The organism is Paenibacillus sp. J31P316 (genome assembly GCF_056269105.1).
Genome location: NZ_JBWDNI010000001.1, coordinates 849,343 through 865,182 on the forward strand (window position 1 = coordinate 849,343; position 15,840 = coordinate 865,182).

A 15,840-nucleotide genomic window follows, 5' to 3' on the forward strand; every position below is an offset into this window, starting at 1 on the left:
TATGACTACGCAAAAAGCTGTACAAATATAAGTAAAGCATGCCTGCTATTCATGTTTTCTTATATTACAAAAAATGGTTCTGAGGAAGGGGGCTTCTGCATTCATGGGAAACACGATCTCCATATTCGACACAACGCTTCGAGACGGCACGCAGGGAGAAGGCATCAGCCTTTCCGCAGAGGACAAAGTAAAAATCGCCCTGAAGCTTGATTTGCTAGGCGTTCATTATATTGAAGGCGGAAATCCTGGCAGCAACAGCAAGGACATCGAGTTCTTCCAACGCATCAAAGGGATGAAGCTGAATGCCAAGCTGACCGCATTCGGCAGCACGCGGCGCAAGAACAGCATCGCCGATCAGGACAGCAGCCTGCTGCGCATCGTCGAATCCGGCGTTCCTGCCGCTACGCTCGTCGGCAAGTCATGGGATTTCCATGTGCATACCGCTTTGCAAACGACGCTTGAAGAGAACCTGTCCATGATCTACGACTCCTTCGCTTTCCTGAAGCGCAAAAGCGTCGAAGCGATCTTCGATGCCGAGCATTTCTTCGACGGCTACAAGCATAATCCGGAATACGCGCTTGCCGTGCTTCGCAAAGCACAGGATGCCGGAGCCGATTGGATCGTACTATGCGACACGAACGGCGGCACGCTTCCGACGGAGATCCACACGATCGTCTCCCGCATCTCCAACGAGCTCAGCACGCCGATCGGCATACATACGCATAACGACTGCGAGCTTGCCGTCGCCAATACCCTTGCCGCCGTAGAAGCCGGTGCCCGCCAGATTCAAGGTACGATTAACGGCTATGGCGAGCGCTGCGGCAACGCGAATCTGTGCTCGATTCTGCCTACGCTTCAATTGAAGATGAATTACGATTGCATCAGCGACGACCAAATGCAGTCGTTGACGAAGACCGCGCGTTATGTCAGCGAGATTGCCAATGTCCATATGCCGGTTGCGCAGCCGTATGTCGGCAATGCCGCGTTCGCCCATAAAGGCGGCATTCACGTCTCCGCGATCATGAAAGATTCGAAGACGTACGAGCATATCCAGCCTGAGCTCGTCGGCAACAAGCAGCGCGTGCTCGTATCCGAGCTTGCGGGCCAAAGCAATATCATTTCCAAGGCGCAAGAGCTTGGACTCGATATCAACGCAAATAATGAGAAGACGAAGCAGATCATGGAGAAAATCAAGGATCTGGAGCATCAAGGCTATCAGTTCGAAGGCGCGGACGCCTCGCTCGAGCTGCTGCTGCGCGATGCATTCGGCGAAATGAAAGAAATATTCAAGCTGGAGTCGCTGAAAATGCTCGTCGAGAAAACGAACGGTCACGGCATGAATGCCGAGGCGATCGTCAAAGTAAATGTCGATGGGCAAACCGTCTATATGGCCGCCGAAGGCAACGGCCCGGTCAATGCGCTCAACAATGCGCTGCGCAAGGCGCTTGAACAGTATTATCCGAGCATCAACGACTTCCATTTATCCGATTACAAGGTTCGGGTTATCGATGAGAAGGATGCGACGGCCGCGAAAGTCCGCGTGCTCATGGAATCGACGGATTTCAAAAACACCTGGAACACGGTGGGCGTATCCAACAACGTCATTGAAGCGAGCTGGGAAGCGCTCGTCGACAGTATCCGTTATGCGCTGCTGACGAAGCTCAAGGTTGATAATCACGATGAGCCGCGCGAACAACTCGGGCTCGTCAACCATTAACAAGCGACAGCGACGCTAGAAGCGCCGATGTTTTCTCGCAAAGTCCGGTGATTAAGTGCCGATAAACAGAAAAACGGTAAAAATAAACGCCAAGGCCTTCGGGCCTTGGCGTTTTTCGCGCTAATGTCGTCGTGTATTGTGCTTAGGTTCCCGTTTCGCTGCCGGCTTTTTCTTCGACCGCGGCATCAAGCCATTTGTCGATCAATTCTTGCCATTTCGCTTTATCAATGACACCTTGGACACGTTCCCTGACGATGCCATTGCTGTCTACCAGCAAGCTCAAAGGAAACGAGTTCACTTTGTACAACTCCTGCGCATCGCCCTTCCGATCCATCAGAATAGGAAAGGTCAGCTTCTGCTGGTCGACGAACTCCCTTGCTTGACGCTCCTTGTCCAAGCTCGTCGCATTGATGCCTAGAATTTGAAGCTTGCCTTTGTACTCCTTCGCTAACGCCTGCAGGTCAGGCGCCTCCATCTCGCAAGGATAGCACCAGGACGCCCAGAAGTTCACCAGCGTCAGCTTATCCTGTTTTCCGCCGATCGCTACGGCTTGATCCTTCAAGTCCGGCAAGCTCAGCGTCGGGGCGGTGTAGCCTGGCTTCGGCAGTACGTCCGAAGATGCCGCTAACGCATCGTCGTGCTTGCCGTTATTTTGATAAACTGCGGCACCTGCTAGAATAAGCACGATGGCGAGCAGTATGATGGATCGTTTCATAATGCGCCTTCTTCCCGAAAGTTGTCGAATTGCATGTGGTTCGATGCTCGATTCTTCTATGTTACCACGATCGAGAATGGCAGCTCAAGTTCAGGGGCACATTACCCTCGAGACCGGACGGTCAATTCATGGGCTTGGGGGCAATAGGAGATGAAGCAAACGACGAAATCCCGCGGTGCGGGCGGCAATTCCGGCAAAGTGCGGACGGTGGAGAGCAGCGGTTCTTCGAAGGCGCAGCCTAACGGAAAAGGCGGCGGCAAGTGGCTGGAATATACCGCGCTGGCGACAGTCCCCCTCGTACTCGTGCTCGGAAATTCGATGCTTGTTCCGATTTTGCCCGATATGGAACGCAAGCTGCATATTTCGACGTTTCAAGCCAGTCTTATCATTACGCTATTTTCCGTCGCGGCGGGTCTTATTATTCCGATCTCCGGTTATTTGTCGGATCGTTACTCGCGCAAGGCCGTCATCCTGCCGTCGCTTGCTCTCTACGGCATTGCAGGCATCGGGGCAGGTATCGCTGCCGTCATGCATTCCTATGGCTTTCTGATCGCCGCTAGAGCCCTTCAAGGCATTGGAGCCGCGGGTACCTCTTCCATAGCGATGGCGCTTGTCGGCGACAAGTACAAAGACGGCGAAGAGAGCGAGGCGCTAGGACTGATCGAAGCTTCGAACGGCGCCGGCAAAGTCGTCAGTCCGATCATCGGCTCTCTGCTCGCGCTTATAATCTGGTATGCGCCGTTATTCGCCTTCCCCGTCTTCTGTGCCGGCTCGTTCGCGGCGGTGCTGTTCATGATCAAAGAACCTTCGAAGGAAGGCAAGGAGCAGGCACTGCCGATTAAGCAATACATCAAAGACATCGGCATACTGTTCAGGGAAAAAGGAAGGTGGCTGATCGGCGCTTTTATATCCGGTTCCCTAGGCTTGTTTATATTATTCGGCGTCCTATTCCGTCTATCGGATCTGCTGGAGCAAGCTCCCTACAAGATCGACGGCGTGGCGAAAGGCGGCATCCTAGCCATTCCATTGCTGTTTCTCGTCATTACTGCTTATATCACGGGCCATAAAATCAAAAACAACGGCCTCTTAATGCGCATCTTGATGATTGCCGGACTCGCCGTCATGAGCGTCGCATTAGGCGCCGCGGCGTTCTTCCATAAGAACATTTACGTCTTGATCGGCTTTGCCGCCTTAAGCAGCCTGGGAACCGGCCTTCTCCTGCCTTGCTTGAACACGCTGATCACAGGATCGGTCGACCGCCAGCACCGCGGCATGGTCACTTCGTTGTACAGCAGCCTCCGGTTCTTCGGCGTCGCCTTCGGCCCTCCGCTGTTCGGCTGGATCGCCAGCAAATCAGACACGCTGTTGTACGGGATCGTCTCCGGCTTGTCCGTTGGCGCGCTGCTCATCATCGTGTTCCTCGTCCATCCACCGAAACAAGCCGGCGATGCGTGACCTGCTCCTTCCCGTTATCCTCCCCGTTCCTCATTTGCGCTATAATGACTTGGTGTGATGGCATCGCCATCTACCACAGAAAGGGGAGCGCTATAATCGTTACGATACTTAAGCCCATATACGCCGAGCTCAAGCCAGAAGCTTATGAGCGGCTCGCCGAGCTATGCTTTGGGGCATTGCCTCACGAAGCTTGCGGCGTCTTTTCTGGGAGTTATATCAACGTCGGCGAAACCAGCGGCCCAACCTCATCGCCTTGCGCGCTGCAGGTCACAGCCGTTCATTCGGTTAAGAATGCAGCGCTTCGTCCGGAAAAGCAGTTCTCCTTCGATCCGGCCGACTGGGTACGCGTTCATTACGACATGCAAAAAAACCGACAAACGCTTGTCGGTTTCTTTCACTCCCACCCCGCCTCCCTGCCCATCCCCAGCACAACGGACCAGGCAGGCCTTCCGGCAGACAACGGCGGCATTTCCTATTGGATCGTCTCCCCGCAGCGCGAGGATAACCGCCTGCTCATTCAGCCGTATTGGCTGCAGGGAAACAGTCTCTTCCCATTAATGCTTGCTTAAATAAGCGTATAAGTCCCCTAATGTCACCACGTTCCGATCAAGCATCCGCCGCAAGTAATACAGCCATAACCTGGCCGTCATCATCGAGTCCTCGAGCGCATGATGCCGATTCGTAATTTCAATGCCGGCTTGATCCAGCAGATCGTCCAAATTGTAATTGGTCCGACCCGGATCCAGCCACTTGGCAACCATCATCGTATCCAGCACCCGATGCGTGAGATTCACCTTCGACGTACGCCACAGCGCGTTGTTCAAGAAATGCTTGTCGTGCCCGCTGGCATGCGCGATCAGGAGGCGTTTGCCGATGAATTCCATAAAATCATGCAGCACCTGCATCAAGTCCGGCGCATCCTGTGCCATCTCGTTCGTAATTCCAGTCAGCTCCGTAATATGCTTCGGTACCTTGCGTTTGGGGTTGACCAGGCTATAAAAGGACTGCTCCTCCATCAGCTGACCGCCCTTTAGAAGCACCGCTCCAAACGACAGAATCTCGTCCCCGTTCGTCGGGTAAAATCCGGTCGTCTCCAAGTCGAAGACGACGACCTCCATCTCGCTCAGCGGCCGATCCATAATCGAATCCTTGCGCTGTTCCTTGGACATGGAACGAATAAAAGCCATTTGCTGCGCATTTTGGGCGCCCATCATAGAAGCCAGCGCCGGCGTTATTCCGCCCATTTTGTACAAATGCCACATCCGGCCTACGCCTTTTTGCTCTTTCATGTTACTCCCCTCCGGGTGGTTTAGATCCGTCCCGTCGCTCGCTTCCGAACCTTCTTTTGCAGCTTCCTCACGATGCGCAGGCCCGCTTTAAGCTCTTCGATCAGCTCCTTGGTCAATCTTGCATTGGACAGCTTGCCGCTCGACGTATAGAAGCCGTCTTCCTGCTTCGACGTCGTCAGCAGGCGCAGCCGCATAAACAATCGGAAGACCTCCGCATATGCAGCCCCTTCGGCTTCGTCCAAAACCCCTTGCCGCGTCAAATCAGCAATGCGCGTCATTGTCGCAGTCGCCCGTATGCCCGCCTGTATGGCAAGCAGCCGAATCGCATTGACCATCGGGATGTACGCGCCGTATTTCAAATCCACGCTGCCCGCATCTTCGCCGTAATGCTCCTTGAACAGCTGCCCGAATACGCCAAGCAGCACCTTGTGCCGCATCGTATTGTTGAGCATGCTCTCCGCGATCCGATCCGTTGACAGCATAAGCATAAAGAAATGTTCTTTCAGCGCAATCCAAACGAATGGCTGTCCTGCGACGATTCTGCAATCCGCTACGATCAGCAGGTATCGCACCCGCTCCCAATCCGGATCCTTGAACCATAGATCCAGCTTGCCGGTCCATTGCGTCAACGATTGGCACCATAACGGATTCGAGCTGACGACCTCCCCTTCGCAGGGCGGGTAACCGAGCTGCTGAAGCGTCATGACGACCGTGTTCGCGAAGAGTTCGAAGTAGCGGGCCACCTCCTCCAGCTGCAAAGGGTCTTTAGGATCGGCATAGACAATTCCGCTGTCCTGATCGCTGGTTAATGTTTGTTCTTCTCTGCCCCCGCTGCCAAACAACAAATACGCGTAAGGCACGGGAGGGGAACCTTTCCCCATCCGTGCCATTTGCTCTTCCGAGAGGGCGACGGCACGCCGAATCAATGCGTCGTGAACCTCATTCAGATCCGTATAAAATTGTTCGATCGGTTGTTCGAAAAGCAGAGCTTCCATCTGGACGTGAATTTGATCCCGCAAGCCGCGTAGTGCTGCAACATCGCCGGTCTTGCCGATGCTTGCAAGCAGCTCCGCACGGACCGGGTCGCTCATGCTGTGCTCACCTCAATGTCAGGATAGCCAAGACGAAACTTGCACCGTCGTCCGCTGACGAGGCGCAAGTTTCATTCTCGGATCTCTTACTTTTCTATCGAACCAAGCTTACATGTTTTGTTGTGCTTTTTTCATTTGCTCCGGATAGCCGAACGTTCCGTGCTCGGAAAGATCGAGACCGATAATCTCTTGCTCTTCCGTTACGCGAAGGCCCATGACCACTTTCATGATGCCGAGCAAGATGAAGGATGCAACGAGCGTGTAACCGCCGCAAACGAGAACGGATTCGACTTGGATCCACAATTGATGCCAGTTGCCCGTGTCGATCAGACCGCCTTCACCGACATTCAATTTCTTGGCAAGTACGTCCGTTGCGAAGATACCGTTCGCGACCGTACCCCAAACCCCTGCTGCGCCATGAACGGAAAGCGCGAAGATCGGATCGTCGACTTTGATTTTCTCGAAGAATTTAGCGCTGAAGAATACGAGCACGCCCGCTACCAGACCGATTACGACCGCAGCCCATGGATCAACGAATGCGCAAGTTGCCGTGATTGCAACGAGACCGGCCAACGCACCGTTCAGTGTCGTCGTGATATCCGCTTTGCCGTTAACCAACCAGGAGATCAGAAGCGCTGCTACCGCACCGCCTGCAGCGCCAAGCTGCGTGTTGAAGGCTACGTAACCGAAGAATCCGTCGCCTACGCCAAGCGCGCTTCCTGCATTGAAGCCGAACCAGCCTACCCACAGAATCAGTACGGACAAAGCGCCGAACACTTGGTTGTGACCAAGGATTTCATTAGCGGAGCCGTCTTTATTGAAGCGGCCGATCCGCGGTTTCAACAGGACCGTTGCGGCGAAGGCCGCGATAGCGCCCGTTAAGTGAACGACTGTCGAGCCTGCATAGTCTTGCGCGCCTTTCGTAAACAACCATCCGGAGGAGCTCCAGATCCAGTGCGCGATAACAGGATAGATAAGTGCCGTGAACAGTACCGTGAAGACCAGGTAAGCAGACAGTTTGGCGCGTTCCGCGAAACCGCCCCATGCAATGGAGAGCGATACAGCGGCGAATGCCAGTTGGAATACGAAGAAGATCGTCGTCGGAAGTGCTTCGCCGTCAGCCGCGGCTACGCTTGGCGAGAAGAATGCGCCGCCCCAACCGATTACGGAGCTGATGGAATTCTCTGCGTTATCGGAACCGAAAGCGAATGCATATCCGACGGCCCAGTAAACCAAGGTACAAAGACCTAATGTGAAAATCGTTTTACCCGCAATATGACCCGCATTCTTCATTCGCGTAGAACCGGATTCCAAGAGGATGAAGCCGCCTTGCATCAAGATGACCAGAACTGCTGCGACTAGAACCCAAATCGAGTTGAGTCCCATGTTGAGCGTACCTGCGGACGGATCATCCGCGAACGCCATTGCCGGAAATAACAACGATAGAGCTCCTAAAGACAAAATCAACTTCTTGACCATTGCGACCACTCCCTAATGTAATGTTTCTTAACATGATATGAAAGACTTAATGTCATTATAGTCAGAAGTCCCTGTTTTGACAATATGGTTTTTTCATTTCTTAGAAAAAAATCTAACATTCGTGTCCGTCTTGTAAGGTATTGTTAAGTTTTTTCACAAACAAACGATCAAAACGTTTCATTTTCGGCTTCAACCTTCGCTTTTCTTACCATCCGCCACTTCTACCATCTAGTAATTCCGGCGCAATTCGGCAAAAAATGCATAGGGAAACATTTCTCATGTTAGGTTTTATGCGAAGAAGGAATTGTCAAAGCATTACGTTTGACTGTATGGTTCAGGATTTGTATCATAGATACATAGGATTTTATGTACATACCCGTCTTATAATGAAAGAGGTGACTGCGATGTCTGAATTATTATTGTATCGGATCGGCGAATTGTCCAAACTGGCCGGCGTAAGCCCTCGCACGATTGATTTCTATACTTCTATGGGCCTTATCGAACCGGAGCGCCGCTCAGCCAAAAATTATCGTTTATACAGTGATGAAACCTTATCGCGTCTCAAACGTATCGTACAAATGAAGCAAGATAAATATTCGCTGGATGAAATCAAAACGAGCTTGTCGGGCTGGGGGAAAGTTTCTTCGCAAGAAGAGGTTTCCGAGCAGCTGATCGAGCTTGAAATTCATCTTGAACAGCTTCAGCGCGAAGTCAAGGCAATCGAACCTGTGATCAGCCAATTAAAGCCCGGCCAGGCCAAGCAGGTTTTCAAGCGGCTAATTCCGCAAACGGCCGCTTGCGTCGAGACGCTCATGCTGCTGCTGAACAAAGGCGGAATCATGTAGCATCCTAAACAAACGGAGGGAATTGGCATGTTTTTTCACCCGATGGATTTTCTGATTATTATCGCATTCGCCTTATCGATCTGGGCGCAGTTCAGAGTTCGCGGCACGTTTAATCGTTGGTCGGAGGTTCAAACCGCCAGCGGCATTACCGGCTATCAGGCAGCCCGAATGATGCTGGACCGTAACGGACTCCACGATATTCCGGTCGAGCCGGTTCCAGGCACCCTCTCGGACCACTACGACCCCATTCACCGCGTCGTAAGGCTTTCGGAGCATGTCTATTACGAAAACTCGATTTCAGCCGTTTCTGTGGCCTGTCACGAGGTCGGACACGCAATTCAGCATAAGGAGCATTATCCGATGCTGGCACTGCGTCACCGTATCTTCCCGGTCGTTAATTTCGCATCGGGCGTGGCGCCCTTCTTGCTCATCGCCGGTTTTCTGTTCCATGCTACCGGCTTGATCGGGCTTGGCATCATCTTCTTCTCCTGCGCGGTCGCCTTCCAGCTCGTTACGCTGCCTGTCGAATTCAATGCCAGCAGCCGTGCTCGCGATCTGATGGTCGCTGAAGGCTTCATTACGAACGACGAAGAACGCGGCGTCGCCAAAGTATTAAACGCCGCAGCGCTAACTTACGTGGCAGCAGCGCTCATCTCGCTGCTCGAGCTGATCAAGTACATCATGATCTTTACTCAGCAACGGGAATAACATCTCCAATCACAAAGGGAGGGCAGCATTCGCTGCCCTCCCTTTTGTTTGCAATGACTGCACAAACAGGAGCTGCCCCTAAGCTTAATAGCTTTGGCGCAGCTCCTGTTTGTGTTTGCTTCTGAGTATTAGTTTGGGGCGGCAGAACGGAAGCAGGCAAGTTGAGAGCTCCCCCGCATGCCTGCAGCCGTTCCGCCAAGTCATAGGTGTTATTATCGTTGTTTAGGTACGGAAACGGCTCAACGTTTCTTTCAAGCCCGTAGAGACGGTTTCCAGCTTGTCCGACAAACGGACAAGGCTCTCGCTGATGTTCGTCTGCTCGCTGCTGAGCGAAGCGACTTCCTCGGATGTCGCGGATGATTCCTCCGCAACGGCGCTGACATTGCCCATGGCTTCCGACAGAACGAGCTGCGAACGCTCCAACGTACCGATTGAATTCGTAACGGTGCCGAGACGGCCGACGAAGTCTCCCATTTGTCCTTGTACCGTGAGGAAAATTTGATTCGCTTCTTTAACGGATTGAATCTGTTCTTGGAAGATCGGGTAGGCGTCGGATAGAACGCCAACCGTCTCGTCGATTTCTTTTTGGATCGTCTCCGTAATTTGGCCGACCACATCGATGGATTGACGCGATTGATCCGCCAGCTTGCGAATCTCGTCCGCGACGACCATGAAGCCCTTGCCGGCCGTACCCGCGCGCGCCGCTTCAATCGTAGCGTTAAGGGACAAGATGTTCGTTTGCTTCGTCATGTTGTCCAACACTTCCAAGATTTTGCGAATGGAGCGCGTCGATTCCTTCAGGCGGTCGACCTTCTCCACCATGGAACGCGTCATCTCTTCCGTCATGCCGGTTTTCTCGATCAGGCTATTCATGTACACCGTACCTTGACGGCTGGCTTTCTCCACTTCGCTTGCGGCTGCGCCCATTTCTTGGTTGGCCGTCGTTACTTGCTGCATTTGCTGGCCAATTTCGCTAGTCAGGTCGCTGCCCTTCTCCGCTTCCACAGCCAAGCTTGTAGCGCCTCCGGCGATTTCTTCCGTAGCGACGGCAATTTCCTTGGCCGATATCGCCGTTTTCTTGGAAGCGTCCGACAATTCTCCGGCCGTTGCCAGCACGTCTTGAGCGGATTGGTTCGTTTGCGTAACCAGTATGGTGATCTGCGTCATCATCTGGTTGAAGCTTTGCGCCAACTGACCGATCTCGTCCTTCTTGTTGATCTTGGAGCGCACCGTCAAATTACCGCGTTCGCCTTCGTTCATCAGGTTGCGAAGATTGACGAGCGGTATAGCAACCATACGGATAACCAGAAGCCCGATCCCGATCGCCAGCAGCGCAGCAATGGCCGCGATGATGTACGTCGCATTGCGGATTTGCTTGGCGTCTTCGACCAGCTTGTCGACCGGAACGGTACCCACTAGCTTCCAGCCGGTGCTTGCGAATTTATTGTACATCACCAACGACTCGTGACTTTGGGAATCCGTGCCGGTGACCGAACCCGATTCAGCTTCTTTGCCTTTGACCGGAAGCACAAACGGCGAAGCTTTACCCAGCTGCTCCGTTTTGGCGCTATAGATCAAATTATTGTTGTCGTCCTGAATATACACTTCGCTGCCGTCGCTAAGCTTCAGATCGCTCAGTTGATCCGCTACTTCCTGCAGGCGGACCTCGATGAGGATAATGAAATTGCCTTCGTTGCTTATTGTATTCTTCATGACGCGCCCCATGGCGAACGTCGGATCGTTCGAAGTGCCGCTGTAGCCCTTCGCTTGGCTCGGCAGCCAGGTGAGTCGCCCCGCTCCATCAATGATCGGCTTCATCCAATCTGCCTTCTGCGCATCGGCAGTCGTGATGTTCGTGGCGCCAACCGATATGGAATTGGCCTCTCCGGAAATCGGGATAATGGCCGCGCCTACGATCGTTTGGTTACCGAGGATATACGATTGAATGGAATCGCTGAGCTTCTTCATAATATCGAACTTGTCATAATCATCCGTAGCTTTTTTGTATTGCTGCAAATAATCCTGAACATTCTTGTCCAACAGAATCTGCATGGACAACGCTTCGTAGTTCTTGAACATCAGATCCAGCTTGCCGTTCGATTGCGCGATCGCGACGGAACTCGATTCCGCAACCTTGTCCTTGAGAATCGACTTCGAGGTCGAGTAGGAGAATAGACCTACGACAAGCACGCACACGACAATCGCGCAGAATATAATCAAAAACAGCATAAGTCCCACTGATTTGATCGGGTTTGAGATCTTCACGTTTTTGATCCCGTTGACAGACGAGGAATAAAGCGCCTTCGCGTTTTCATTCAAACTCTCGCCCTTTGATTTCGATTGATTTTTTTCTTTCTTTGACTTGACCTTCATTGCTGGACACCACCTGATCTAGGGATAGAGTTTCAATTTCGGATGAGCACGATTGCGGGTATGTGTCGCATGCTTATGTTGGAAAGCTTACGTCAGTTCCATCATCCAAAAGCAAGTTTCGACAAATTGTGGCATTATCCAATTTATCGGTATCCAGAAATGTTTTTGTTAGGATTAAGGAAAAAAATCACAAAAAAAACATCCTATCGAATGATCGACGAGGATGTTTTTAGGTCTAACGTATTATCGAACCCGCTTACGCATCATGTCCATTGGCTTAACCGGCGATTCCGTCCGCATCACGACATGCTGAAGCGGATGTCTCGCCGCGTCCAGGACGTTGCCGTCCGTGTCCGTGAGCGATACGACGGTTTGTTTGAAGAATGTACCGTTCGGGCCGAAAAACTCCACTTCTTGTCCGGGCTTGAAATGATTGCGCTGTTGAATGACTGCCGTACCGGAAGCTTCATCGTAGGAAACGACGACTCCTGCGAAATCATACGGCGCGGCTTTGTCTTCCGGCTCGTAAATATGATCTTCCGCTCCAGGCGTATCGTAGAAAAAGCCTGTATTGAGCGGCCGGTTCGCCGCTTTCTGAATATCGTCCTGCCACACTTGCTTCAGCTCGTAGTTTTGCGGATCCGCCATGTAGGAATCGATGGCTTGGCGATATGCATTGACGACGGTTGCCACATAATGAAGGCTCTTCATGCGGCCTTCGATTTTGAAGCTGTCCACGCCGACCTCGATCAGATCCGGAATATGATCGAGCATGCAAAGGTCTTTGGAGCCCATCGTGAATTGATCGGCTTCCATGCCCACCATTTGAATATCGTCTTCGTAGATATCATACTTCCAACGGCAGGACTGGCAGCAGCCGCCGCGATTGGAGTCGCGGTCCGTAAAGTGATTGGATAACACGCATCGTCCCGAGAACGAGGAACACATGGCGCCGTGAATGAACGCTTCGATTTCAATATCGACATGCGATTTGATCTGCGCGATCTCCTCGAGGCTGGCTTCGCGAGCCAGTACGACGCGCGGCAGACCCTCTTCCTTCCAGAACTGAACAGCCTGCCAATTCATGGTCGACTGCTGCGTGCTGAGATGAACCTCCAGCTTCGGAGCGACGCGCTGCGCCGTCTCGATAATGATCGGATCCGCCGCGATGATCGCCGCGATTCCCGCATTTTCCAACTCCCGGAGGTAGTCCGCCAATCCCGATACGTCCTCGTTATGCGCGTAAATATTGGTCGCCACGAATACTTTGGCGCCGTATTTCTTTGCGAACTCGACGCCTTCCTTCATCTCTTCGAAGCTGAAATTGTCTGCTCCCGACCGCAAGCCGTACTTCTGACCACCGATATAAACCGCATCCGCTCCGTAATGGACGGCAAATTTCAATTTTTCCAGGTTGCCGGCCGGAGCCAGCAATTCCGGCTTATCCAGCCGATTTCTTCTGCCCTTAAAACGAGGGGCCGTTTGCGTTGTCACCATCCTCACCTCCAAGAACCTTCAAGGGTGACTTCATACAGTTGATTAATAAACTTGTTCTTTATAGAAAAACCCGTACGACAGCTCGCGGGCCTGATTCTGCAGTTGGACGATCGACTCCAGCCAATCTTCATTAAACGCGTAACCTAGCGGATCCGAGCAATACGAATCGATGGCTGCGCGGTAAGCGCGCACGACAGCTTCATTGTATGCTATCGATTTTAACAGGCCTTCGATCCGAAAGCTATCGATATTAACTTCCATCAGCTCGTGCAGGTTCTCAATCATGCAAAGATCATCGGAGCTCATGATATGGGTACCGTTCGCGTCTTCATAGATCGGGAACCGTTCGTCCGGGCGTTCCGATTCGATGAGATACAGGCCGTCCTCGCGTTTGCCGTGAACCGGCACGCTTTCTAAAGCGCCGTCCTTGTTCTGATGCTCGAAGTAATTGTGTACGAGCGGCCGCTTGGAATGGTAAATATTCGTCATTCCATGCACCTGCACTTGCACGGCGAGCTCGGTATTCTCCTTGACGCCAATAATTTGCTCCAAATTCAGCTCGCGAGCGAGCACGACTCTGGACGCGCCGCGGCGTCCCCAATAGTTGGCTGTCGCGTAGTTCGTCGATGTCATTTCGGCGTTCCAATGCAGCTTCATCGCAGGCGCTGAAGTCCGCGCCGCCATGAGCACCGCCGGGTCGCCGAAAACGACGGCGTCAACGCCGGCATCAGCCAGCGCTCGGAAATAATCCGGCAGCGTGTCTACCGTGGCATTATCCATGACATTGTTGACCGCTGCATAGACGGAAACCCGATGCGCATGGGCCAGCTTCACGGCCGCCGCCATCGCGGCGATATCGAATTCGCCGGGAAGGCGCATGCCATATCTCGCCTCGCCGATCACGAACGCATCCGCACCTGCTTCAATCAACCGCTCCATGTCGGCTAAAGAAGCTGCATCAATAAGCAGCTCCGGCTTTGTTGCCATTTGTAAATCCTCCTAATGTTTGTGAGCGAAGCCTGGTCGGGCTTCAGCCAAAGAAAACAAACGTCATCGAAAGCATAATCTATTGATTTGCGGTTTGATTGCTCTTCGCGATGTTCTGATTATGCTGCTTGAGCGTTTCGGCAAACAAATGCTCATGGCTGCCGTCTTTCTTCGTCACGTAATAATAATAATCCGTCTGTTTCGGGAATAGCGCCGCTTCGATCGACTTTATGCTCGGCGAAGCGATCGGTCCCGGAGGAAGCCCTTTGATCTTGTACGTGTTATAGGGGCTGTCGACCTGCAGATCCGATTCCATGAGCCGTTCCTTCTGCTTGTCCAGCAAATACTGCACCGTCGCGTCGATTTGGAGGGGCATCCCCTTCTTGATCCGATTGTAGATAATGCCGGCTACGATCGGACGTTCCTCGTCGACAACGACTTCGCGCTCAATAAGCGACGCGATCGTCAGCATCTGATGGAAATTAACGCCGTTCTGCTCGAGCGCATCTTCCCAGTTCTCGGGCAAGCTGTCCAGCTTGCGGTCCAGTTCCTGCAGAAGCCTGTCGATGATGGCGTCCACCTTCGTATCCTTCGGCATCTCGTACGTATCGGGGAACAAATATCCCTCCAAGCGGTGGCGAAGCTTGCCGTCCGTCGGAATATGGGTCGACGCTTCCGTATCCGGCCACGTCTGAACCTTGTCCGCCGCGGCCATGAAAGACGCTTTATCTCCGAATCCGGATTCGCTCAGCTTGTCCGCGATTTGCTCGACGGTCAGTCCTTCCGGAATCGTAAATTTGATCGTTTCCGCCTTCAATATTTCGCCGGCATTCAGCTTCGCGATGATCGCCTGCTTGTCCATGCCCGGCTTTAACTCGTAAACGCCAGCTTGAAATCGAGGGCCTTCGTGCTTATAACGCAAATAATACTTGAACAGAAACGCGTTACGTATGATACCTTGCTCTTCAAGCACCTCTGCAAATCCGAAAGGCGAGGTTCCCTTCTTCAGCTCAACTTTCACAGTGTCGCCTGCGGACGTCGGGCGCAGTCCATTCCAAATATATAAGTACGTACCGCCCACAATAATGATGATCAAGCTCAAAATCGTAGTAATTACCCAAAATGTAATGCGCCCTTTACCCGGCCCCGCAGGCCGCATGTCGTCGTTGGCCGGCCAAGCGCTGTCCGGCTGATGCTTTGATGGACTCAAGCAACGATCCCCCGTTTCTCATGTCTGCGCGGAAAAAGGGCGGTCAGCGCCGCCCCTTCCCGTCCTCTATATTTCAGCCGGCGCTGAAGCCGTTAAGGCTGCTCGTCGCCTTCAAACATTAAATCATCGTAAGCTTCGGCGACGTCTTCCCATTCTTCGTCATCCTCGATGGACTCCAGCTCCGGTTCGGAACCTTCGTTCAACACGATGCGGAAGAATGCGATTTCATCTTCCTTCTGCATGCTATGCGACTGCAAGCCTGCATAGGCGCGCTCGCCAAGCTGGAATTCGGCGATGATCCGGAACGGCTCGGTCTCGCCCGATTCTCCGATCAGATCAACTTCCGTCCCATAGATCGGATCCAAGATGAAAATCCGTTTAATTTCAGACACGTGCAGTACTCCTTTCAGCCCAGGGCTGACATGTATTTCCGATTCGAAGATGCTGGCGCATGCTGCATTCCCTGCCTTACGA

At 52.8% G+C, this 15,840-nt stretch carries 14 protein-coding genes; 5 read left to right on the forward strand and 9 right to left on the reverse strand.

The window, feature by feature from the left end; all coding sequences use genetic code 11:
- Positions 1 to 103 precede the first annotated feature (103 nt).
- On the forward strand, positions 104 to 1,717 hold the full coding sequence (gene cimA, locus AC0YNU_RS03650; RefSeq protein ID WP_475753210.1) for a citramalate synthase: 1,614 nt from the start codon (positions 104 to 106) through the stop codon (positions 1,715 to 1,717).
- A gap of 142 nt (positions 1,718 to 1,859) precedes the next feature.
- Here the strand turns inward: cimA and AC0YNU_RS03655 are convergent, their stop codons facing one another.
- Complete coding sequence (locus AC0YNU_RS03655) at positions 1,860 to 2,432, reverse strand: TlpA family protein disulfide reductase (protein WP_475753212.1); 573 nt, start codon at positions 2,430 to 2,432, stop codon at positions 1,860 to 1,862.
- A 150-nt stretch (positions 2,433 to 2,582) separates the two neighbouring features.
- On the opposite strand from AC0YNU_RS03655, the gene AC0YNU_RS03660 reads away from it, so the two are divergent.
- Entirely contained in the window at positions 2,583 to 3,887 is a 1,305-nt protein-coding gene (locus AC0YNU_RS03660) for an MFS transporter (protein WP_475753214.1), read from the forward strand.
- A gap of 44 nt (positions 3,888 to 3,931) precedes the next feature.
- Positions 3,932 to 4,456 carry a M67 family metallopeptidase gene (locus tag AC0YNU_RS03665; RefSeq protein ID WP_475753951.1) on the forward strand — a complete coding sequence of 175 codons (525 nt, stop codon included), beginning with the start codon at positions 3,932 to 3,934 and terminating at the stop codon, positions 4,454 to 4,456.
- Here AC0YNU_RS03665 and AC0YNU_RS03670 read toward each other — a convergent pair.
- The 3 genes from AC0YNU_RS03670 to AC0YNU_RS03680 all read right to left on the reverse strand — a co-directional run bounded on the left by AC0YNU_RS03670 (position 4,442) and on the right by AC0YNU_RS03680 (position 7,746).
- Positions 4,442 to 5,176: an exonuclease domain-containing protein gene (locus AC0YNU_RS03670; RefSeq protein WP_475753217.1), complete on the reverse strand. Its 735-nt coding sequence runs from the start codon at positions 5,174 to 5,176 to the stop codon at positions 4,442 to 4,444. The two genes, AC0YNU_RS03665 and AC0YNU_RS03670, sit on opposite strands and share 15 nt — an antisense overlap.
- Before the next feature lie 20 nt (positions 5,177 to 5,196).
- A complete protein-coding gene (locus AC0YNU_RS03675) occupies positions 5,197 to 6,267 on the reverse strand; it encodes a DUF294 nucleotidyltransferase-like domain-containing protein (protein WP_475753219.1) in 1,071 nt (356 codons plus the stop codon).
- Positions 6,268 to 6,375: 108 nt separating this feature from the next.
- Entirely contained in the window at positions 6,376 to 7,746 is a 1,371-nt protein-coding gene (locus tag AC0YNU_RS03680) for an ammonium transporter (RefSeq protein ID WP_475753221.1), read from the reverse strand.
- Between the two features lie 404 nt (positions 7,747 to 8,150).
- On the opposite strand from AC0YNU_RS03680, the gene AC0YNU_RS03685 reads away from it, so the two are divergent.
- Both AC0YNU_RS03685 and AC0YNU_RS03690 read left to right on the forward strand, forming a co-directional pair.
- A complete protein-coding gene (locus tag AC0YNU_RS03685; protein WP_475753223.1) occupies positions 8,151 to 8,591 on the forward strand; it encodes a MerR family transcriptional regulator in 441 nt (146 codons plus the stop codon).
- A gap of 27 nt (positions 8,592 to 8,618) precedes the next feature.
- Positions 8,619 to 9,299: a zinc metallopeptidase gene (locus tag AC0YNU_RS03690; protein ID WP_475753225.1), complete on the forward strand. Its 681-nt coding sequence runs from the start codon at positions 8,619 to 8,621 to the stop codon at positions 9,297 to 9,299.
- A gap of 222 nt (positions 9,300 to 9,521) precedes the next feature.
- On the opposite strand, the gene AC0YNU_RS03695 is transcribed toward AC0YNU_RS03690, so the two are convergent.
- The 5 genes from AC0YNU_RS03695 to AC0YNU_RS03715 form a co-directional block, all read right to left on the reverse strand.
- Entirely contained in the window at positions 9,522 to 11,672 is a 2,151-nt protein-coding gene (locus AC0YNU_RS03695) for a methyl-accepting chemotaxis protein (protein ID WP_475753227.1), read from the reverse strand.
- A 243-nt stretch (positions 11,673 to 11,915) separates the two neighbouring features.
- Positions 11,916 to 13,169: a peptidase U32 family protein gene (locus AC0YNU_RS03700; protein ID WP_475753229.1), complete on the reverse strand. Its 1,254-nt coding sequence runs from the start codon at positions 13,167 to 13,169 to the stop codon at positions 11,916 to 11,918.
- A gap of 42 nt (positions 13,170 to 13,211) precedes the next feature.
- Positions 13,212 to 14,156 carry a peptidase U32 family protein gene (locus tag AC0YNU_RS03705; protein ID WP_475753231.1) on the reverse strand — a complete coding sequence of 315 codons (945 nt, stop codon included), beginning with the start codon at positions 14,154 to 14,156 and terminating at the stop codon, positions 13,212 to 13,214.
- Between the two features lie 79 nt (positions 14,157 to 14,235).
- The gene (mltG, locus tag AC0YNU_RS03710; protein WP_475753233.1) at positions 14,236 to 15,366 is read right to left on the reverse strand and encodes an endolytic transglycosylase MltG; all 1,131 of its coding nucleotides are present in this window, start codon (positions 15,364 to 15,366) and stop codon (positions 14,236 to 14,238) included.
- Positions 15,367 to 15,458: 92 nt separating this feature from the next.
- Positions 15,459 to 15,758 carry a DUF1292 domain-containing protein gene (locus AC0YNU_RS03715; RefSeq protein WP_475753235.1) on the reverse strand — a complete coding sequence of 100 codons (300 nt, stop codon included), beginning with the start codon at positions 15,756 to 15,758 and terminating at the stop codon, positions 15,459 to 15,461.
- Positions 15,759 to 15,840 lie beyond the last annotated feature (82 nt).

Coding starts and splice junctions, on each gene's coding strand:
- cimA (WP_475753210.1), top strand. CDS start 104: ATGGGAAACACGATCTCCATATTCGACACAACGCTTCGAGACGGCACG.
- AC0YNU_RS03655 (WP_475753212.1), bottom strand. CDS start 2,432: ATGAAACGATCCATCATACTGCTCGCCATCGTGCTTATTCTAGCAGGT.
- AC0YNU_RS03660 (WP_475753214.1), top strand. CDS start 2,583: ATGAAGCAAACGACGAAATCCCGCGGTGCGGGCGGCAATTCCGGCAAA.
- AC0YNU_RS03665 (WP_475753951.1), top strand. CDS start 3,932: ATGACTTGGTGTGATGGCATCGCCATCTACCACAGAAAGGGGAGCGCT.
- AC0YNU_RS03670 (WP_475753217.1), bottom strand. CDS start 5,176: ATGAAAGAGCAAAAAGGCGTAGGCCGGATGTGGCATTTGTACAAAATG.
- AC0YNU_RS03675 (WP_475753219.1), bottom strand. CDS start 6,267: ATGAGCGACCCGGTCCGTGCGGAGCTGCTTGCAAGCATCGGCAAGACC.
- AC0YNU_RS03680 (WP_475753221.1), bottom strand. CDS start 7,746: ATGGTCAAGAAGTTGATTTTGTCTTTAGGAGCTCTATCGTTGTTATTT.
- AC0YNU_RS03685 (WP_475753223.1), top strand. CDS start 8,151: ATGTCTGAATTATTATTGTATCGGATCGGCGAATTGTCCAAACTGGCC.
- AC0YNU_RS03690 (WP_475753225.1), top strand. CDS start 8,619: ATGTTTTTTCACCCGATGGATTTTCTGATTATTATCGCATTCGCCTTA.
- AC0YNU_RS03695 (WP_475753227.1), bottom strand. CDS start 11,672: ATGAAGGTCAAGTCAAAGAAAGAAAAAAATCAATCGAAATCAAAGGGC.
- AC0YNU_RS03700 (WP_475753229.1), bottom strand. CDS start 13,169: ATGGTGACAACGCAAACGGCCCCTCGTTTTAAGGGCAGAAGAAATCGG.
- AC0YNU_RS03705 (WP_475753231.1), bottom strand. CDS start 14,156: ATGGCAACAAAGCCGGAGCTGCTTATTGATGCAGCTTCTTTAGCCGAC.